This is a genomic window from Pseudomonas sp. 7-41 (assembly GCF_021233075.1).
Classification (GTDB): domain Bacteria; phylum Pseudomonadota; class Gammaproteobacteria; order Pseudomonadales; family Pseudomonadaceae; genus Aquipseudomonas; species Aquipseudomonas veronii.
Genome location: NZ_CP089551.1, coordinates 3,005,978 through 3,024,894 on the forward strand (window position 1 = coordinate 3,005,978; position 18,917 = coordinate 3,024,894).

General features: G+C 62.5%; 16 protein-coding genes. 8 read left to right on the top strand and 8 right to left on the bottom strand.

Features of this window, described 5'->3' with window-relative positions; all coding sequences use genetic code 11:
* Both LQ249_RS13545 and LQ249_RS13550 read right to left on the bottom strand, forming a co-directional pair.
* Positions 1–3,090: an efflux RND transporter permease subunit gene (locus tag LQ249_RS13545; RefSeq protein WP_057005244.1), complete on the bottom strand. Its 3,090-nt coding sequence runs from the start codon at positions 3,088–3,090 to the stop codon at positions 1–3.
* 12 nt (positions 3,091–3,102) lie between these two features.
* Entirely contained in the window at positions 3,103–4,260 is a 1,158-nt protein-coding gene (locus LQ249_RS13550; protein WP_046383181.1) for an efflux RND transporter periplasmic adaptor subunit, read from the bottom strand.
* Positions 4,261–4,485: 225 nt separating this feature from the next.
* Here LQ249_RS13550 and LQ249_RS13555 point away from each other — a divergent pair, with 225 nt between their 5' ends.
* The 4 genes from LQ249_RS13555 to LQ249_RS13570 all read left to right on the top strand — a co-directional run bounded on the left by LQ249_RS13555 (position 4,486) and on the right by LQ249_RS13570 (position 8,201).
* Positions 4,486–5,187 carry a response regulator transcription factor gene (locus LQ249_RS13555; protein ID WP_017848415.1) on the top strand — a complete coding sequence of 234 codons (702 nt, stop codon included), beginning with the start codon at positions 4,486–4,488 and terminating at the stop codon, positions 5,185–5,187.
* Between the two features lie 3 nt (positions 5,188–5,190).
* Positions 5,191–6,495 carry an ATP-binding protein gene (locus LQ249_RS13560; RefSeq protein WP_046383182.1) on the top strand — a complete coding sequence of 435 codons (1,305 nt, stop codon included), beginning with the start codon at positions 5,191–5,193 and terminating at the stop codon, positions 6,493–6,495.
* 58 nt (positions 6,496–6,553) lie between these two features.
* Positions 6,554–7,324, top strand: coding sequence for a class I SAM-dependent methyltransferase (locus LQ249_RS13565; RefSeq protein WP_017848417.1), 771 nt, complete (start codon positions 6,554–6,556; stop codon positions 7,322–7,324).
* A 91-nt stretch (positions 7,325–7,415) separates the two neighbouring features.
* On the top strand, positions 7,416–8,201 hold the full coding sequence (locus LQ249_RS13570; RefSeq protein ID WP_232566541.1) for a sulfite exporter TauE/SafE family protein: 786 nt from the start codon (positions 7,416–7,418) through the stop codon (positions 8,199–8,201).
* Between the two features lie 38 nt (positions 8,202–8,239).
* Here the strand turns inward: LQ249_RS13570 and LQ249_RS13575 are convergent, their stop codons facing one another.
* Positions 8,240–9,340, bottom strand: coding sequence for a GNAT family N-acetyltransferase/peptidase C39 family protein (locus LQ249_RS13575; protein ID WP_232566542.1), 1,101 nt, complete (start codon positions 9,338–9,340; stop codon positions 8,240–8,242).
* A 94-nt stretch (positions 9,341–9,434) separates the two neighbouring features.
* On the opposite strand from LQ249_RS13575, the gene LQ249_RS13580 reads away from it, so the two are divergent.
* Both LQ249_RS13580 and LQ249_RS13585 read left to right on the top strand, forming a co-directional pair.
* Complete coding sequence (locus LQ249_RS13580; protein WP_108526598.1) at positions 9,435–11,021, top strand: RimK family protein; 1,587 nt, start codon at positions 9,435–9,437, stop codon at positions 11,019–11,021.
* A gap of 6 nt (positions 11,022–11,027) precedes the next feature.
* Positions 11,028–11,966 carry a magnesium transporter CorA family protein gene (locus LQ249_RS13585; RefSeq protein WP_046383186.1) on the top strand — a complete coding sequence of 313 codons (939 nt, stop codon included), beginning with the start codon at positions 11,028–11,030 and terminating at the stop codon, positions 11,964–11,966.
* Positions 11,967–11,990: 24 nt separating this feature from the next.
* Here the strand turns inward: LQ249_RS13585 and map are convergent, their stop codons facing one another.
* Both map and LQ249_RS13595 read right to left on the bottom strand, forming a co-directional pair.
* Positions 11,991–12,746 carry a type I methionyl aminopeptidase gene (gene map / locus LQ249_RS13590; protein ID WP_046383187.1) on the bottom strand — a complete coding sequence of 252 codons (756 nt, stop codon included), beginning with the start codon at positions 12,744–12,746 and terminating at the stop codon, positions 11,991–11,993.
* Complete coding sequence (locus LQ249_RS13595; protein ID WP_003190946.1) at positions 12,746–12,946, bottom strand: ParD-like family protein; 201 nt, start codon at positions 12,944–12,946, stop codon at positions 12,746–12,748. Before LQ249_RS13595 ends, map begins: the two co-directional genes overlap by 1 nt.
* A 272-nt stretch (positions 12,947–13,218) precedes the next feature.
* Between LQ249_RS13595 and ilvA the strand changes: the two genes are divergently transcribed.
* Positions 13,219–14,241 carry a threonine ammonia-lyase, biosynthetic gene (gene ilvA / locus LQ249_RS13600; RefSeq protein WP_079443655.1) on the top strand — a complete coding sequence of 341 codons (1,023 nt, stop codon included), beginning with the start codon at positions 13,219–13,221 and terminating at the stop codon, positions 14,239–14,241.
* 245 nt (positions 14,242–14,486) lie between these two features.
* Positions 14,487–14,756 (top strand): DUF1652 domain-containing protein, encoded by a 270-nt coding sequence (locus LQ249_RS13605; RefSeq protein ID WP_017848424.1) that lies wholly within the window; start codon positions 14,487–14,489, stop codon positions 14,754–14,756.
* 105 nt (positions 14,757–14,861) lie between these two features.
* On the opposite strand, the gene LQ249_RS13610 is transcribed toward LQ249_RS13605, so the two are convergent.
* The 3 genes from LQ249_RS13610 to LQ249_RS13620 form a co-directional block, all read right to left on the bottom strand.
* Entirely contained in the window at positions 14,862–15,800 is a 939-nt protein-coding gene (locus tag LQ249_RS13610; protein ID WP_046383188.1) for a carbohydrate kinase family protein, read from the bottom strand.
* A 12-nt stretch (positions 15,801–15,812) separates the two neighbouring features.
* Positions 15,813–17,294, bottom strand: a complete 1,482-nt coding sequence (gene xylB, locus LQ249_RS13615; protein ID WP_046383189.1) for a xylulokinase — start codon at positions 17,292–17,294, stop codon at positions 15,813–15,815.
* Positions 17,295–17,432: 138 nt separating this feature from the next.
* Positions 17,433–18,914, bottom strand: coding sequence for a mannitol dehydrogenase family protein (locus LQ249_RS13620; protein WP_232566543.1), 1,482 nt, complete (start codon positions 18,912–18,914; stop codon positions 17,433–17,435).
* Positions 18,915–18,917: the final 3 nt, after the last annotated feature.

The window sequence follows — 18,917 nt, forward strand, 5'->3', positions numbered from 1 at the left end:
TTATGGACGCTTGCGCACCAGCTTCATGACGACCACAAAGAACACCGGCACAAACACCACCGCCAGCGTCGCGGTGATCATCCCGCCGATCACCCCCGTACCGATTGCTTGCTGGCTCGCCGAACTGGCGCCGGTGGCAATCGCCAGGGGCACCACGCCGAGGATGAACGCCAGCGAGGTCATGATGATCGGCCGCAAGCGCAGCCGCGCGGCCTTCAAGGTTGCGTCGAGCAAGTCTTCGCCCTGCTCGTACAGGTCCTTGGCGAACTCGATGATCAGGATCGCGTTCTTCGCCGACAGGCCGATGATGGTGATCAGCCCGACCTTGAAGAACACATCGTTGGGCATGCCGCGCAAGGTCACGGCCAACACCGCGCCGAGCACGCCCAGCGGCACCACCAGCAGCACCGACGTCGGGATCGACCAGCTTTCATACAGGGCGGCCAGGCACAGGAACACAATCAGCAGCGACAGGCCCAGCAACAGCGGCGCCTGGGAGCCGGACAGGCGTTCCTGCAACGACAGGCCGGTCCATTCCTGGCCCAGGCCCGCCGGCAGTTGGTTGACCAGGCGCTGGATTTCTTCCATCGCCTCGCCCGTGCTGTGCCCCGGTGCCGCTTCACCGGAAATGGCGATGGCCGGGTAGCCGTTGTAACGGGTCAACTGCGTCGGTCCCTGGGTCCACTTGGCTGCGACGAACGCCGACAGCGGCACCATCTCGCCGGCCTTGTTGCGCACGTTGATCTTCAACAGATCCGCGACCTGGCTGCGTTGGTCGCCTTCGGCCTGCACCACCACGCGCTGCATGCGCCCCTGGTTGGGGAAGTCATTGATGTAGGCCGAACCGATGGCCGACGACAGTACATTGCCCACATCGGCGAAGGACACGCCCAGCGCGTTGGCCTGCTTGCGGTCGACCTGCAACTGCACTTGCGGCGCTTCGGCCAGGGCGCTTTCACGCACGTTGGCCAGGATCGGGCTTTTTCCCGCAGCGTCCAACAGTTCGGTACGCGCCGCCATCAACGCCGCGTGGCCGACGCCGCCACGGTCCTGCAGGCGGAACTCGAAACCGCTGCTGGTGCCGAGGCCGTCCACCGGTGGGGGCAGGATCGCATAGGCAATCGCGTCCTTCAGTTCGGTGAACGCCATGTTGGCGCGGTCGGCAATCGCGGCGGCCGAATCGTCGCTGCTGCGTTGCGACCAATCCTTGAGCGTGGTGAACGCCAGCGCCGCGTTCTGCCCGGAGCCGGAGAAACTGAAGCCCATGATCATGGTGGTGTCGCCAACCCCGGGCTCTTCGGCGTTGTGCGCTTCGATCTGTTCGGCCACCTGCACCGTGCGGTTCTTGCTCGCGCCCGGCGGCAACTGGATATCGATGATGGTGTAACCCTGGTCTTCCACCGGCAGGAACGAGGAGGGCAGGCGACTGAACATCAGCCCCAGGCCTACCAGCAGCACCAGGTAGATCAACAGGTAACGGCCGCTGCGCTTGAGGGCATACGCCACCCAGCCTTCGTAGCGGTCGGTGAGCCGTTCGAAACGCCGGTTGAACCAGCCGAAGAACCCGCCCTTGGCGTGGTGCTCATCCTTGGCGATCGGCTTGAGCAGGGTCGCGCAAAGTGCCGGGGTCAAGGTCAGGGCGAGGAACGCCGAGAACAGGATCGAGGTGGCCATCGACAGCGAAAACTGCTGGTAGATCACCCCCACCGAGCCTGGCATGAATGCCATCGGCAGAAACACCGCCACCAGCACCAACGTAATGCCGATGATGGCCCCGGTGATCTGGCCCATGGCCTTGCGCGTGGCCTCTTTGGGCGACAGGCCCTCGCTGACCATGATCCGCTCGACGTTCTCCACCACCACGATCGCATCGTCCACCAGGATACCGATGGCCAGCACCATGCCGAACATGGTCAGCACGTTGATCGAGAACCCGAGCAACAGCATGGTGGCGAAGGTGCCCATCAACGCAATCGGCACCACCAGGGTCGGGATCAGCGTGTAGCGCACGTTCTGCAGGAACAGGAACATCACCGCGAACACCAGCGCCATCGCTTCGAGCAGGGTGTAGACCACCTTGGTGATCGAGACTTTGACGAACGGCGAGGTGTCATACGGGATCTTGTATTCGACATTGGCCGGGAAGTAGCGCGACAGCTCATCCATCTTCGCCCGCACCCGGTTCGCGGTGCTCAGCGCATTGGCGCCCGGCGACAGTTGCACACTGACGGCGGTGGACGGCTTGCCGTTCAGGCGTGTGGAAAACTGGTATTCCTGGCTGCCGACTTCCACCCGCGCCACATCGCCGATACGCACGGTGGAACCGTCGGGGTTGGCCTTGAGCACGATGTCGGCGAATTCGGCCGGCGTGGACAACTGGCCCTTGACCAGGATCGCCGCGGTGATTTCCTGGGTCTTGGTGCCCGGCAAGTCGCCGATGCTGCCGGCGGAAACCTGGGCGTTCTGCGCGCTGATCGCGGCATTCACGTCGGCCGGGGTCAGGTTGAAACCGATCAGCTTCTGCGGGTCGATCCACACCCGCATGGCCCGCTCGGCGCCATACAGCTGGGCCTTGCCCACCCCGTCGAGGCGCTTGAGTTCGTTCATCACGTTGCGCGCCAGGTAGTCGCTGAGCGCCACGTCATCGAGCTTGCCGTCGCTGGAGGTCAGGGTCACCAGCAGCAGGAAGCCGGCGGAGACTTTCTCCACCTGTAAACCCTGCTGGGTCACCGCCTGGGGCAAGCGCGATTCCACGGCCTTGAGGCGGTTCTGCACGTCGACCTGGGCCATCTCCGGGTTGGTGCCCGGCTGGAAAGTCGCGGTGATGGTGGCCGAGCCGAGGCTGCTCTGGGATTCGAAATACAGCAGGTGATCGGCGCCATTGAGCTCTTGCTCGATCAGGCTGACCACGCTTTCATCCAGGGTCTGCGCCGAAGCGCCGGGATACACCGCGTGGATTTCGACTTTCGGCGGCGCGACGTTGGGGTACTGGGCCACCGGCAACTGCGGGATGGCGAGCGCGCCGGCCAGCAGGATAAACAGGGCGACCACCCAGGCGAAGATCGGGCGGTCAATAAAGAACTGCGGCATGGTCAAAGATCCTTATTGGCCGGAAGCCTGGGCGGGCGGTGGCGGGCTGTCATCCACTTGAACTTTTTCACCGGGACGCGCGTGTTGCACGCCCTCGACGACGATGCGGTCACCGGCCTTGAGCCCGGCGCTGACGACCCAGCGGTCATCGATCACCGCGCCCAATTCCACCGGTTGCAAACTCACGGTTTGTTCGGCGTCCAACAACAGCACCATCGGGATGCCGGCGCTGTCGCGGGTGATCGCGCGTTGCGGCACGCTGATGCCTTGGCGGTCGACCGCCTGTTCCAGGCGCACGCGCACGAAACTGCCGGGCAGCAGGTCGAGGTCCGGGTTGGGGAACTCGCTGCGCAGGATGATCTGCCCGGTGCCGGGGTCGACGCTGATCTCGGCGAAGAGCAATTTGCCCGGCAGCGGATACAGGCTGCCGTCGTCCTGGATCAGCGTGGCCTTGGCCTGGTCCTGGCCGACTTGTTTCAGGCTGCCGGCGCGGAAGGCGCGGCGCAGCTCGTTCAACTCACGGGTGGACTGGGTCAGGTCGGCGTGGATCGGGTCCAATTGCTGGATGATCGCCAGCGGCGTGGCCTCGTTCTGGCCGACCAGCGCGCCTTCGGTCACCAGCGCACGCCCGATGCGCCCGGAAATCGGCGCGGTGACGGTGGCGTAGCCCAGGTTCAGTTTGGCCCGTTCGACGGCGGCCTTGTTCGCGGCGACCTCGGCGTTGGTCTGGCGCAGGGCGGCGCGGGCGTTGTCGTAGTCCTGGCCGCTGATGGCGTTGCCTTCGACCAACTGGCTGTAGCGCTGTTCTTGCAGGCGCGCCTGGAACGCATTGGCCTCGGCCTTGCTCAGGTTGGCCTGAGCGCTGTCCAGATCGGCCTTGAACGGGGCTGGGTCGATGCGAAACAGCACGTCGCCCTGTTTCACGTCGTGGCCTTCCTTGAACACCCGCTGCATCACCACCCCGGCGACCCGCGCGCGCACTTCGGCAATGCGCGGCGCGGCAATGCGCCCGCTCAGTTCACTGCTGATGGACAGGGGTTTGGCCTCGAGGGTTTCGATGCGGACTGTGGCCAGGGGCATTTCCGGTGCTTCGGCGGACGACTCGTCACACGCACTCAGGGCGAGTGTCAGGGCCAGCAAGCAAAACGGCGCAAACAGATTCTTCGACATGCTCTTATCCCAATATTGACTGGTGCATCCTAATGTCGCCGGCACTGCGCTGCTGTGAAGCTGTGTAGGTCGTCTGTGAAGAAATGTAAGGTGCAGCCCACGTTCGGCCGCGGGCGTATATCCTTGCACAACCTTGCAAACACTGAAGATCAAATGTGGCAGGGCGCAAGTCCCCTCCCACATGGGATTTGTGTAAGACCCATAACTGCATTATTTGGAAACACCATGCCCAACATCCTCCTGGTCGAAGACGACGCCGCGCTCTCCGAGCTGATTGCCAGCTACCTGGAGCGCAATGGCTACCACGTCAGCGTGCTCAGCCGGGGCGACCATGTTCGCGAACGCGCGCGGCTCAACCCGCCAGACCTGGTGATCCTCGACCTGATGCTGCCCGGCCTCGACGGCCTGCAGGTGTGCCGTTTGCTGCGCGCCGATTCGGCGGGCCTGCCGATCCTGATGCTGACCGCCCGCGATGACAGCCACGACCAGGTGCTGGGCCTGGAAATGGGCGCCGACGACTACGTCACCAAACCCTGCGAGCCCCGCGTGCTACTGGCCCGGGTCCGCACGCTGTTGCGCCGCAGCAGCTTGTCCGAACCGCAGGTGGCCAACGACCAGATCGTCATCGGCAACCTGTGCATCGACCTGTCGGAACGCACCGCGACCTGGCGCGAACAGGCGGTGGAGTTGTCCAGCGGCGAATACAACCTGCTGGTGGTGCTGGCGCGGCATGCCGGTGAAGTGCTCAGCCGCGATCAGATCCTGCAACGCCTGCGCGGGATCGAGTTCAACGGCACCGACCGCTCGGTGGACGTGGCCATCTCCAAGCTGCGCCGCAAGTTCGACGACCACGCCGGGGAAGCGCGCAAGATCAAGACGGTGTGGGGCAAAGGCTATCTGTTCAGCCGATCAGAGTGGGAATGCTGAGTCATGTTTCGTGTGCTGCTGCGTCTCTATCTGATCACGATCGTCACCTACAGCGCGGCGATCTTCCTGATTCCCAAGCTGGTGATCCAGGTGTTCGAGCACCGCTACGTGGACTACAACGTCGAACAGTCCCGCGGCCTGCAGAAACTCATCGTCAAGCAATACCAGCGGGCGCCGGTGGAGCGCTGGTCCCAGGTCACCGAACAACTGGGCCGTGACTTCGCGCCGCTCAAGGTCGAACTGCTGTTGCACCAGGACGCGCGCTACACCCCCGAAGAAGAGCAGCTGCTGGCCCAAGGCAAGCCGGTGATCCGCCTGGGCGAGTGGGGGTGGATGGCCGAGGTCAGCTCACCGATCAACCCGCAGTTTGCGGTCAAGCTGACGATCCCGCCGGACTCGCTGGACATGAACCTGCTGTACTGGTCGATGAACGTACTGATCGGTGCCGCGCTGCTCGCCTGCCTGCTGGTATGGCTGCGCCCGCACTGGCGCGACCTGGAGCGCCTGAAAAGCACTGCCACGCAGTTGGGCAAGGGGAATTTTGGCGAACGCACGCGCATTCCGCCAAGTTCCAATATCGGCAGCCTGGCGACGGTGTTCGACACCATGGCCGACGATATCGAACACCTGTTGAACCAGCAGCGTGACTTGCTCAACGCGGTCTCCCACGAACTGCGCACGCCCCTGACACGCCTGGACTTCGGCCTGGCCCTGGCGTTGTCCGAAGATCTGCCTCAGGCCAGCCGCGAGCGCCTGCAAAGCTTGGTGGCGCATATCCGTGAGCTGGATGAGCTGGTGCTGGAGTTGCTCTCCTATAGCCGCCTGCAAAACCCTGCGCAGCTGCCGGAGCGGGTCGAGGTGGTGCTCGACGAGTTTGTCGACAGCGTGCTGGGCAGCGTCGACGACGAACTGGAGCACCCCGAGATTGTGATCGACGTGGCGCTCGACTGCAGCGTCGAGCGCTTCAGCCTCGACCCGCGCCTGACCGCCCGCGCCCTGCAAAACCTGCTGCGCAATGCCACGCGCTACTGCGACAAACGCATCCAGGTGGGGGTCAAGGTATGTCCCACGGGCTGCGAAATCTGCGTGGACGATGATGGCATCGGTATTCCGCCGGACCAGCGCGAACGCATCTTCGAGCCGTTCTATCGCCTGGACCGCAGCCGCGACCGCTCCACCGGCGGGTTTGGCCTGGGCCTGGCGATCAGCCGGCGCGCCCTCGAAGCCCAGGGCGGCACCCTGACCGCGCAGGCTTCACCGCTCGGCGGTGCGCGGTTTCGTGTGTGGTTGCCGAGTGTGACGGATTAGAAAAACCGGGTGGGAAGGCGCACACTGTGTCCCCGCTTTACCCGAGGAGAGATTGGCAATGACCGGTGTTCACACGTCTGCGCAACAGGGTTTTTCGACCCAGGCCGTCACTTACGCCCAGGGCCGACCGAACTATCCGCGGCAACTCACGGGATGGCTGGCTGACGTACTGCGCATCGACGCGCAGTCGACGGTGATCGACCTGGGTGCTGGCACCGGCAAGTTCACGCGCCTGCTGAACGCCCTGGCGCCGACGCTGATTGCCGTCGAACCCGTGCAGGCGATGGCTGCGCAATTGGCCAGGTTGTTGCCGGATGTGCGCTTGGTCAACGGCACCGCTGAATCCATCCCCCTGGCGTCCGCCTGCGCCGATGCGCTGGTCTGCGCCCAGTCCTTCCACTGGTTCTCCACCCAGGCTGCGTTGGCGGAAATTCACCGCGTGCTCAAGCCCGACGGGCGTCTGGGGCTGGTGTGGAATGTGCGGGATGAATCGGTGGACTGGGTGGCAGCGATCACCGCGATCATCACGCCTTACGAGGGCGATACGCCGCGCTTTCACAGCGGAAAATGGCGCGAGGCGTTCACCGGCGAGTATTTTTCCGCCCCCGAGATGACCTGTTTTCCCTACAACCACGTCGGCAGTCCGCAGGAAGTGATCATGGATCGCTTCCTCTCCGTCAGCTTTATCGCGGCACTGCCCGCCGCTGAAAAAGCCGAGGTCACCGCGCAATTACGCAACCTGATCGCCACTCACCCGGCGTTGAAAGGCCGCGATACCGTGGCCTTTCCCTATCAGACCCAGGCCTACGTTTGCCAACGACTGACGTAAAAGGCATAAAGTCAGATCATATTGATATAAGTGGTTATAAGAAAAATCGCTATCCTGCGGCCAGAATTTTACAAGGCCGCAGGTAGCTGTGATGGATGTGGGTAACGTTGGTTTCGTAGTTGCAGGCCTGATCGTTGGTTTTATCGTCGGCATGACCGGTGTCGGCGGGGGCTCCTTGATGACCCCGATCCTGCTGTGGTTCGGCATTAACCCGGCCACCGCCGTGGGCACCGACTTGTTGTACGCCGCCATCACCAAGTCCGGTGGGGTGCTGGTACATGGCAAAAACAAGAATATCGACTGGACCATCACCGGCTGGCTCACCTTGGGCAGCGTGCCCGCGGTGCTGCTGACCCTGTGGTTCCTCGCCAGCCTGCACACCGACCCCAGCGCGATGAACGCGGTGATCAAACAGGCGCTCGGCGTGGTGTTGCTGCTGACCGCCCTGGCGATTCTGTTCAAGCATCGCCTGTTGGCCTTCGCCCAGCGCCATGCTGGCGACGATTACCACATGCACCCGCGCAACCTGAACGCGCTGACGGTGGTCACGGGGGCGGTCCTTGGCACCATGGTGGCACTGACCTCGATCGGCGCCGGAGCCCTCGGCACCGTGGCGCTGTTTATCCTTTACCCGTTCCTCGCCACGCGGCGCCTGGTCGGCACCGAGATCGCCCACGCCGTACCCCTGACGCTGGTAGCGGGCCTGGGCCACGCCGGCATGGGCAATATGGATTGGCACCTGCTGGGCCTTTTGCTGATGGGGTCGCTGCCGGGTATCTACATCGGTAGCCACATGGCCGGTAAAGTCCCGGACGGCGTGCTGCGCCCGTGTCTGGCGATCATGTTGATGAGCATCGGTTATAAGCTGGCTTTCTAAGGTACGCGGTCGCGTATTGCCGCTGCTCACCGCCTCGATCAAGCAGGTGGCTTGAACAGCACCACCGCCGCGCGCAATTTGTTGTTGCCGAACCGGCACATGCGCTCGAACTCCGCGTGGCTGACCGGCAGGTGCTGGCAGTCCAGGGGCTGGCGGTGCTGGCTGTGGTCCACATCCGGGTCGTGCAGGTAGACAAAGTCGTCGTCGCAGTCGGTGACCATCACCCAGTGCGGCGACTTGGAGCGGGTCAGCCGATAGCTGCTGATCAGCACCAACGGCTGCCCGCCGTCGTGCAGTACCCTGGGCAGATCCAGCGCGCCGCCGAGCACTTGCTCGACCGTGCTGGTGGCCAACTCTTCCTCGAAGGCGTCATGCACTAAACGCATGACATCCTTTTTATGCTGATCGCGCACGCCGTCGAGAAACAACGGCCCGCGTACATTCACCTGCATCCGCACACGAAAGCCCCGACGCCAGGCGGCCAGCGCCAGGCCTTGAGGGCTGCAACCGCCATGGCCGGCGGTCATGAACACGGTGGTCGCTTCACGCCAGATTTGCAGTTCTTCGCGGCGTGTGGCGACGCGCTCCGGCACCAACGCGCCCATGGCCATCAGCAGGCAGGCGGCGCCACAGGTGAAGTCGGTGGTTTGCGGGTAATACGGTACACGCTCCACGCGCGCGTCCTGGTGCTGGACGATGCGTTTTTCCAGGCGCAGGGCGGGAGCGTGGTCTTCGTAGTAATCGTTGATCAGCGCAAAGCGCCGGTAGCCGTTGCGTTCATACAGGGCGAGGGCGCCGGGGTTGTCGCTGCGCACTTCGAGGCGCAGGTACGCACAGTCGTGCTCCACCGCGCAGGCCTCGATGCGACTCAGCAACTGCTTGCCCAGGCCGAGGCCGCGCGCGTGTTCGGCGATGGCAATCGAGTACAGCCGCGCCAGGGACGTGCCGCGATGGAACAACACCAGCGCATACCCGAGCAATTGGCCGTCCTGTTCAGCCACCAGCAACTCGCCATGGGCGCGGCTGATCATCCAGTGAAAACTGCGCGGCGACAGTCGATCGGTGGTGAAACAGTGCTGTTCCAGTGCCACCAATGTCGGCACATCGCTGGGGGTTGCAACGCGAAAGAAAAGAGCCATATGACCGCCGTAAAAGTTGCGTAATGAAACGGGACTTCTCTAAAAGATCGTGCTTAATAGAAAAGGTCGAGTTCTCTAAAGCGGATCAAATATTATGTCGGCGGTACAAAGTCATTGGCGTGAAGTATCCGAGCAAACAGTCGCGGCGACAATAACTTCCAAAGGTTATTTTTCTGCTCCGCCCAGAGGCACGAGCCAAGTGGTGATCATTGTCGAACGCAAGGAAGACTGGGCCTCCTACTTCCCCAGCGAAGACATCGTCACGGCCCAGGAATATCTCGAACAAACCCGCGAAAGCGAGACCGGCAAGCGTGTGCAGGTGATCAACCTGTGTCGCGGCTACAAGTATCTGGGGCACGGTTACTACTGCTCACTGTTGGCCGAGGCTCGCGGGCACAAGGTGATTCCATCGGTGCGGACCATCAGTGAACTGACCAAGAAATCACTGTACGGGCTGGCCCTGGACGACCTGGATAAAACCCTCGATAAAGCCTTGAGTCATCATCTTTACAGCAATACCGAAGGCTTTACGCTGACACTTTATTTTGGTCGAACCAATATAGAACCGTTGCAGGAGTTGGCCCGCCAACTGTTTGAAGCGTTCCCGTGCCCGATCTTGTTAGTTGAGTTCAAAAAGAATAACGGCTGGCATATCGAAGGGGTCAAGTCTGGCATCTTGCACAAGTTGCGCGATGACCAGGAAGACCAATTCGCCCACGCCCTCGACAACTTCAGCCGCAAGATCTGGCGTCAGCCGCGCTCACGCCGATTGGCCCGCTATGACCTGGCGATCCTGCATGATCCCCAGGAGCAATTGCCGCCGTCCAACGCCAGGGCCCTGGAAAATTTCATCAGGGTCGGCAAGGGTTTGGGTATCGATGTGGAGCTGATCGAGCGCAAGGACTACGCGCGCCTGGCCGAATACGACGCCTTGTTGATCCGCGAGACCACCAGCGTCGACAACCATACCTACCGTTTCGCCAAGAAAGCCGAAAGCGAAGGCCTGGTGGTGATGGACGACCCCGCGTCGATCCTGCGCTGTACCAACAAGGTCTACCTCACCGACCTGCTCAACAGTCATCAACTGGGCATGCCGGCCACCGAGATTCTCTACAAGGAACGACCGGAAGACTTCGAACGGGTCGGCGAACGCCTCGGCTTCCCCCTGGTGCTGAAAATCCCCGACGGCTGTTTCTCCCGCGGGGTGATCAAGGTCGAAAGCCAGGAAGCGTTGCTCAAGGCCACCGCCGAACTGTTCGAGCATTCGGTGCTGCTGTTGGCCCAGGAGTTTTTCTACACCGAGTACGACTGGCGCATTGGCGTACTCAACCGCAAGCCGATCTTTGCCTGCCAATACTTCATGTCCAAGGGCCATTGGCAGATCTACAACCACAAGGCCATCGGCGCGGACATCAACGGCGAATGCCGCACCCTGGCGGTCCACGAGGCGCCCAAGGCCGTGGTGGAGCTGGCGGTGAAGACCGCCAACCTGATCGGCGACGGCCTCTACGGCGTGGACCTCAAGCAATCGGGCGACAAGGTGGTGGTGATCGAGGTCAACGACAACCCCAACCTGGATGCCGGTATCGAAGATGCCTACTTGCAGGACGACTTGTATGGCCTGGTGCTGGAGGAATTCGTCCGACGCCTGGAGTTGAAGCGTCAGGGCCAGGTCTGGTGAGTCGCGATGATCCAGCGCTTTGAATTGATCGATGGAAAGTTGCGCAGCGGGGACAGTGACGAGGCCCCGATCATGTTGTTCAGCAACCCTGACCATGCCGAGCGCAACTGGCTGCTTGAGCACCACAAACTGGACGAGCATGCCCTGGCCTCGGCGCTCGACCCCGACGAAGTCTCGCGCATCGAATTTCACCCCGACAACCTGTTTCTGATCTGGAAGCGCCCGGAGAACTACTCCGGCGGTGGCACCCTGGTGTTTGAAGTGTCGTCCTGCGGCCTGCTGTTTTCACCCGGCCGGCTGTTGGTGATCGCCACCGATGAAACCCCGCTGTCCGGGCTCGGCGCCCGCCGCCCATTGCACACGCCGCTGGATGTGCTGCTCGACCTGCTGCTCAACAACATCCACCACTACCTCGGCCACCTCAAGGTGATCAAGCTGGTCGCGCGGGAGTTGCAGCAACAGTTCAACGCGTCCATGAGCAACCATCATCTGATGCAGATGTTCAACCTCAGCGAAAGCCTGATCTATTACATCAACGCGCTGCACAGCAATGGCGCCGTGCTGTCGCGGCTGCGCAACCACGGCGAGAAGGAGCATTTCAGCGCCGAGATTCTCGGCCTGATCGACGACCTGATCATCGAGAACCACCAGTGCTACAAACAGGCGGAGATTTATTCCAACGTGTTCTCCGGGCTGATCGACGCGCGCGGCAACCTGATGAACAACAGCATGAACAACCTGTTGCGCAAGCTGACGTTGATCAACGTGGTGTTTCTGCCGCTCAACCTGATCGCCAGCATTGGCGGCATGTCGGAGTTCAGCATGATGACGGCGGGTACGCCGTGGTGGGTGTCGTACCCGCTGTTTTTGTTGGCGATGGGCTTGGGCGCGGGGTTGATGGTGCTGGGGCTCAAGCGGATTGCAGGCGGCGCGAATGGGAGGTGACCCCCCATCCCTGGGGGAGCCGGCTCAGGACGTGGCTTGCAGGGTCAGCACCTCGAACCCGTCCGCCGTCACCGCCACGGTGTGTTCCCACTGGGCCGACAGGCTGTTGTCCTTGGTCACCACCGTCCAGCCGTCCTTCAGGCTGCGCACCTTGGCGCTGCCCTGGTTCAGCATTGGCTCGATGGTAAACACCATGCCTTCGCGCAGCTCCAGCCCGGTGCCGGGGCGGCCGAAGTGCAGGATCTGGGGGTCTTCATGCATCTGCCGGCCGATGCCGTGGCCGCAGTATTCACGTACCACGCTGTAACCATTGGCCTGCGCATGGTGCTGGATCGCATGGCCGATGTCGCCCAGGCGGGCGCCGGGCTTGACCTGGCGGATACCGGCCCACATCGCCTCGAAGGTCATCTCCACCAGGCGGCGTGCCTTCGGCGAGACGGTACCGATCATGTACATCTTGCTGGAGTCGGCGATAAAGCCGCCTTTTTCCAGGGTGATGTCGATGTTGACGATGTCGCCGTCCTTGAGGACTTGCGTGGCGCTGGGCATGCCGTGGCACACCACTTCGTTGACCGAGGTGTTGATGGAGAAGGGGTAGTCGTATTGCCCGAGGCTCGCCGGGCGGGCTTTGAGCTCGTGGCGGATGAAGGCTTCGACGGCGCTGTCCAGCTCCAGGGTGGAGCGTCCGGCGGCGACAAAACCGTCGAGCATGCTGAACACCTGGGCCAGCAGGCGCCCGGATTCGCGCATCACGGCGAGTTGTGCGGCGGTTTTGATCATCAGCTGCGCCCCCGGATCAGGTCCGGCTTGTCCAGCAACAGCTTGTTGATCAGCTCGTTGTAGGGCAAATGCGGGTTGAGTTCGGCGAGCAGGCCGATCTTGATCCAGAACTCGGCCTGGGCGTTGATGGAACGGTCCATGGCCGCACTGGCCAGGCGTAGTTGTTCGTGCAGTTGGTCGGTGATCTTGACGATGCCCATGTGCTTCACTGTGTCAGATGAATATACGGATCGTATACGTTTCGTATATTCATCGTAAAGCCCCGTCAGCGAAATGGCCCCTTGCCATTGACTTGACCGGCCACCGCCGGGTAATTTCGTGACATGACATTTCAAACCCTGCGTTGCCAGCCAATTATTATTACCGCCATTCCTCATTTGGCGGGATAGCGCTCGGCTGCACCCAAACCCGCCCTAGAGGCGGGTTTTGTTTTTCCGTCTCCAGGTGCCCTTACCCAAGCCAGGAGACTCCCATGAGCACTTGCCCCGTCCCATCTACCGCTGTCTCGGGACTGCTTGAGCACTACGTCAAAAAGATCCTCGCCGCGCCGGTCTACGATTTGGCCGTGCGAACCCCCTTGCAGGTCGCCCCGGCGCTGTCGCTGTTGCTCGACAACCAGGTGTTGCTCAAGCGCGAAGATCTGCAGCCGACCTTTTCCTTCAAGATCCGTGGCGCCTACAACAAGCTGATGCAACTCAGCGCCGAGCAGAAGGCCTGCGGCGTGATCACCGCGTCGGCCGGCAACCATGCGCAAGGCGTAGCGCTGGCGGCGCGGGAATTGGGGATCAAGGCCACGATCGTCATGCCGTGCAGCACGCCGGAGTTGAAGGTGCTGGGTGTGCGCTCGCGAGGGGCGCAAGCGGTGCTGCACGGTGAGAGCTTTCCGTTTGCCCTGGCCCATGCGTTGCAACTGGCCGAAGCCTGCGGTTGTACGTTTGTCTCGCCGTTCGACGATCCGGACGTGATCGCCGGCCAAGGCACGGTGGGCATGGAAATCCTGCGCCAGCAGCAGGGCGCGCTGGACGCGATCTTCGTGCCGGTGGGCGGTGGCGGCCTGATCGGCGGGATCGCCGCCTACGTCAAGTACCTGCGGCCCGAGGTACGCATCGTCGGCGTCGAAGCCGAAGGCTCGAGTTGCCTGTTGGCAGCCTTGCGCGCCGGTGAACGCGTGGTGCTGCCCAGTGTGGACGGGTTTGCCGATGGCACGGCGGTGGCACAGATCGGCGCCTATGGCTTTGAGATCTGCCGGGATTGGGTGGATGACGTCATCACGGTCAGCAACGATGAACTGTGCAGCGCCATCAAGCTGATCTACGACGATACGCGTTCCATCGTCGAGCCGTCCGGCGCCTTGGCTGTGGCGGGCATTCGCCGTTATGTGGGGCAACACCGCGTGCGCGGGCAGACGCTGGTGGCGGTCAACTCAGGGGCCAATATCAACTTTGATAGTTTGCGACATGTTGCTGAAAGAGCCGCAGCACACAGTGCCGGTTAACGCAAAGCCCAGGGTTAAACGTTTAATCGAAGCTGTTCGGCGATGATGTTCGTCGAGTGAATTTGAGTTGAACAAAGTTATACAAGACTGGGTACTGCTTATGAGGAAAGGTTACAACGAGAACGGATTTTGCCGAGTAGGCTTATTGATTGTAAACGTCTTCCAGGGTTGGCAGGACGTGGCGGGCGAGTGCCTGCAAGACTTATAACAATCGATTGGCAGTCTCAAGAAAGGAGAGGTTGACCATGCTTTCGGAATTAGAACTTCGCAGTATCATTGAAGGAAGTTTCCTGCCTAAACGGTGCGAATGCACCAAAGCTGAAGATGCCTCGTTGACGATCAAGGTCTATGACGATCGTGACCGTGACCGGGTGGATCTGGAAGTCAAAGGCATCAATGCTGACAAACTCGACAGCAGTCGAGCCATTTGCAACCTGATCACCGGGTTGCGCGAAGACCTCAAGCAATCGCAGGGGCCTGCACTGCAAAGAGCAGCAGGGCGCGGCCACTACTAGATAGCGAGCGTTGCTTTCACCGATCTGCGGGCCTGGTAAATACCAGGCCCGATGCTGTTGCTACCCGTCAATCCATGCTGAATGCCGCAGCCTGTGATCGTTTGTTCACCCCAACTGTTGCCGATAGGGCAGGTCCGGGCCCGTTTTGCCGCAGGTCATGGCGGCCGCACGGATCGCAAAGCCCAGCATCGCGTCGATCTGGGCGCGGGTCAGTTGCTGCAGGCCCTCGACCGAATCCAGTTGCTGCTCGGTCAGCCAGGCAATCAACGCCGCCTGGAAGGTGTCCCCGGCACCCACGGTATCGGCCATCACCACCTTCACCGCCGGTTGCGACCAGTGCCCGTGCTGGCGGCTGAACACGCTGGCGCCGTTACCGCCGCGAGTGAGGAAGACCAACTGGCAGCGGTGCTGCAACCAGCCCTCAAGCACGCTTTCCGGCGATTGGTCGGGGTAGAGCAGGTGCAGGTCTTCATCGCTGACCTTGATCAGGTCGGCGTACTTGACCAGTTCGGCCACGCGCTCGCGCCACAGCTGGATATCCGGCTGCGGGTTGAGCCGCACGTTGGGGTCGAGGCTGATCAAGCGCTTGCCGCTTTCGCGCTGGACCAGGGCCAGCAGGGTGTCGCCAATCGGTTGCACCACCAGGGAGAACGAACCCACATGCAGCCCGCGAACCTCATCGCCCAGGGTTGGCAGGTGTGCGCGCGTCAATTGGCGGTCGGCGCAGCCTTCGCCGCGAAAGCTGTATTGCGGGGAGCCATCGGCGCCCACGGCGACCATCGCCAGGGTGGTCGGCGCGGCGAATTCCACCAGGAACTGCGGGTTGACGCCTTCGTCCCTGAGCACCTGCAACAAGCGCTGCCCGAGGAAGTCGGTGGACACGCCGCCGAACAGCGCGGCCTCGATGCCGAGCCGGCGTAAACCGACGGCGACGTTGAACGGCGAACCACCGGCAATCGCCTTGTAATTGAGTTTGGAGGCTTGCCCGCTGGGATCGTCCTCGCTGAAAAAATCAAACAGCGCTTCACCGCACACCAGATACATAGTCGTTCGCTCTTAAAGGGTTGCCACGTGCTGCTGATAGCGCTCGTAGGCGTGTTGATAGGCGCTGACATTGTCGGCCACCGGCAGGGTTCGGCTGGCCGGGTCGACGCTCACGCATTTTTCGCACAGGCTGGCCAGGGACTCGCCGGACTGGCTCCACGCCGCCTGGATCGCCGCGCCCAGGGCCGCCGCTTCGCTTTGTTCGGTGCAGATCACTTCGGTGTGCATGATATCGGCAACCATCTGCCGCCACACCGGGCTTTTCGAGCCGCCGCCGATCAGGCGGATGCTCTGGCTGTGCAGGCCGGTCTGGCGCAACAGATCAAGGCCGTAACGCAAGCCGAAGGTGGTGCCCTCGACCACCGCGCGACACAGGTTGGCGCGGGTCAGGTTGGTCATGGTCAAGCCATGCAGGCTGCCGGTGGCGTGGGGCAGGGCGGGCACGCGTTCGCCATTGAGGAACGGCAGCATGCTCACGCCGTCGGCACCGATCGGCGCCTGCTCGACCAGGGCGTTGAAGGCGTCGAGGTCGAGGTCGAACAGTTCGCGAATCACCCCGGTCGCGTTGGTCAGGTTCATCGTGCAGATCAACGGCAACCAGCCGCCGCTGGAGGAACAGAAGGTCGCGACCGACGCCTGGGGGCTGACGTTGGGCTGGTCGGCGAAGGCATACACGGTGCCCGATGAACCCAGGCTCATGGTGATCACGCCGGGGGCGATATTGCCGGTGCCGATGGCGCCCATCATGTTGTCGCCGCCGCCGCTGGACACGATGGCGTCGGGGTTGATGCCCAGGCGTTCGGCGATGGCCGGCAGGATCGTGCCGACGGCTTGGTCGGCTTCGATCAGCGTCGGCAAGGCTGCCTGCAGGCGGCCGCTGGGGTCGATGTGCTGGAGCAGCGCCACGTCCCAGGTACGGCTGCGCACGTTGAAGTAGCCGGTGCCCGAGGCATCGCCGTATTCCGCGACGGCGCGGCCGGTGAGCCAGTAGTTGAGGTAGTCGTGGGGCAGCAGGATATGCGCGATGCGCGCGAACACCTCGGGGTGCTGCTCGCGGGTCCACAGCAGTTTGGACACGGTGTAACCCGGCGCGATCGCGACGCCGAGACGCTCCAGCGAAGCGCTTTCGCCCCCCAGGTATTGCAACAGGCGCTCGTTTTCGGCGGCGGTTTCGGTGTCGCACCACAGCTTGGCCGGGCGCAGCACCTGGCCGCTGTCATCGAGCAACACCAGGCCGTGTTGCTGGCCGGACACGCCGATGCCGAGGATATCCTGGCCGTCCACGCCGGCCTGTTGCAGGGCGCGGTGGGTGGCTTCGGTAAAGGCGTCCAGCCACTCCTGGGTGTGCTGCTCGCGCCGGCCGTTGGCGCCGCTGATCAGTGTGTGTGCCGCGGCGCCCAGGCCCAGCACCTTGCCGCTGGAGGCGTCGAGGACGATGGCTTTGGTGCCTTGGGTGCCGCAGTCGATGCCGAGGAACAGGTTTTGCTGGGTCATGAGGGTTTGCTCAGCATTGTTGTTGGATTGTAAATGCGCTTCAAATGTGGAAGGGGGGCTTGTCCCTGATGGCGGTGTTTCAGTGTAAATGTTCTTTACTGACCCACCGCTATCGGGGGCAAGCCCCCTCCCACAGGTTTAAACCGGTTTCTTCAGGAGTTGCTGCAGTGTTTTTGTGACGCCGTTGTCGCGCAGGCTCGCATAGCACCGCTCGAACGCTGCCACAAACTCAGCCGACTTGGGAATAGCTGTGCCGAAAATCTCCTCCACGCCGAGCAGGCGCTGACTGATCCGCGCATCGTCACTCACCAGTCCCTGGCAAAACTCGGCACGCGGGTCGGGAATTTTGTAGGCCGCGCCAGTCTCGTCGACACCCTTGAGGTACAACGCCCACGCGGCCACCACCAACGCTGCGCGCTCGGTCTCACGCCCATCGGCAATCAGGCGATTGATCGTTGGCACGGTGAACTTGGGAAACTTCGACGAGCCATCGGAACACACGCGCTCCAACTGGTCGGCAATCGCCTGGTTGGAGAAGCGATCGACCAGGGTCTGCTTGTACTGCGTGAGGTCGATGCCCGGCACCGGCGCCAGGTTCGGCGTGACGTCCAGGTCCATGTAGGCGCGCATGTACGCGACGAACAACGGGTCATTCATGGTCTCGTGAACGAACCGATACCCCTTGAGAAACCCCAGGTAAGTCAGGGCCAGGTGGCTGCCGTTGAGCAGGCCGATCTTCATTTCTTCATAGGGCGTGACGTCATCGGTGAACTGCACGCCGACCTTTTCCCAGGCCGGGCGGCCGTTGACGAAGCGGTCTTCCAGCACCCATTGCACAAACGGCTCGCACACCACCGGCCAGGCATCGTCGATGCCGTGCTCATCGTGCAATTGCAGGCGATGCGCGGTACTGGTCATCGGCGTGATGCGGTCGACCATGGCGTTCGGGAACGTCACGTTGGCCTGGATCCAGTCATGCAGTTCGGCGTCGTGCAGGGCGGCGAAGGCCAGCAGGGCCTTGCGCGTGACGGCGCCGTTGTGCGGCAGGTTATCGCAGGACATCACGGTAAATGCCGGCGTGCCGGCGGCGCGACGTTGGGTCAGTGCGGCGCAGATAAAGCCGAACACGGTTTTCGGCGCCTGCGGGTGTGCCAGGTCGTGCTGGATCTGCGGCAGGTGGGCCATGAACTCGCCGTTGCTGTCGTCGATGCAGTAGCCGCCTTCGGTGATGGTCAGCGAGACGATGCGGATGTGCGGGCTGGCCAGTTTGTCGATCAGCCCCTGGGCGCTGTCCTCGGCCAGCAGCATGTCGCTGATCGAGCCGATCACGCGCACTTCGGTGTCGTCGCTGTCGCCCAGTTCATACAGGGTGAACAGGTAGTCCTGGCCGGCCAGGTCGTCGCGGGCCTTGCGGTCCTCGCTGCGCAGGCCGATGCCGCAAATGCTCCAGTCCAGGCCCTCGCCGGTATTCATCAGCGCATCGGTGTAATACGCCTGGTGCGCGCGGTGGAAACCGCCGACGCCGATATGGGCGATGCCCTGGCGGGTATCGGCAATGGCGTAGGTCGGGATTTTCACTTCCGGCGCCAATTGGGTGAGGTTGTGTTTATTCAGTTTCATCAT

What these genes read in the sequence shown, in the direction of transcription:
- LQ249_RS13570 (WP_232566541.1), top strand. Translation starts at nt 7,416, where the DNA reads ATGGATGTGGGTAACGTTGGTTTCGTAGTTGCAGGCCTGATCGTTGGT.
- LQ249_RS13585 (WP_046383186.1), top strand. Translation starts at nt 11,028, where the DNA reads ATGATCCAGCGCTTTGAATTGATCGATGGAAAGTTGCGCAGCGGGGAC.
- ilvA (WP_079443655.1), top strand. Translation starts at nt 13,219, where the DNA reads ATGAGCACTTGCCCCGTCCCATCTACCGCTGTCTCGGGACTGCTTGAG.
- LQ249_RS13560 (WP_046383182.1), top strand. Translation starts at nt 5,191, where the DNA reads ATGTTTCGTGTGCTGCTGCGTCTCTATCTGATCACGATCGTCACCTAC.
- LQ249_RS13555 (WP_017848415.1), top strand. Translation starts at nt 4,486, where the DNA reads ATGCCCAACATCCTCCTGGTCGAAGACGACGCCGCGCTCTCCGAGCTG.
- xylB (WP_046383189.1), bottom strand. Translation starts at nt 17,294, where the DNA reads ATGACCCAGCAAAACCTGTTCCTCGGCATCGACTGCGGCACCCAAGGC.
- LQ249_RS13550 (WP_046383181.1), bottom strand. Translation starts at nt 4,260, where the DNA reads ATGTCGAAGAATCTGTTTGCGCCGTTTTGCTTGCTGGCCCTGACACTC.
- LQ249_RS13545 (WP_057005244.1), bottom strand. Translation starts at nt 3,090, where the DNA reads ATGCCGCAGTTCTTTATTGACCGCCCGATCTTCGCCTGGGTGGTCGCC.
- map (WP_046383187.1), bottom strand. Translation starts at nt 12,746, where the DNA reads ATGATCAAAACCGCCGCACAACTCGCCGTGATGCGCGAATCCGGGCGC.
- LQ249_RS13575 (WP_232566542.1), bottom strand. Translation starts at nt 9,340, where the DNA reads ATGGCTCTTTTCTTTCGCGTTGCAACCCCCAGCGATGTGCCGACATTG.
- LQ249_RS13565 (WP_017848417.1), top strand. Translation starts at nt 6,554, where the DNA reads ATGACCGGTGTTCACACGTCTGCGCAACAGGGTTTTTCGACCCAGGCC.
- LQ249_RS13610 (WP_046383188.1), bottom strand. Translation starts at nt 15,800, where the DNA reads ATGTATCTGGTGTGCGGTGAAGCGCTGTTTGATTTTTTCAGCGAGGAC.
- LQ249_RS13595 (WP_003190946.1), bottom strand. Translation starts at nt 12,946, where the DNA reads ATGGGCATCGTCAAGATCACCGACCAACTGCACGAACAACTACGCCTG.
- LQ249_RS13580 (WP_108526598.1), top strand. Translation starts at nt 9,435, where the DNA reads ATGTCGGCGGTACAAAGTCATTGGCGTGAAGTATCCGAGCAAACAGTC.
- LQ249_RS13620 (WP_232566543.1), bottom strand. Translation starts at nt 18,914, where the DNA reads ATGAAACTGAATAAACACAACCTCACCCAATTGGCGCCGGAAGTGAAA.
- LQ249_RS13605 (WP_017848424.1), top strand. Translation starts at nt 14,487, where the DNA reads ATGCTTTCGGAATTAGAACTTCGCAGTATCATTGAAGGAAGTTTCCTG.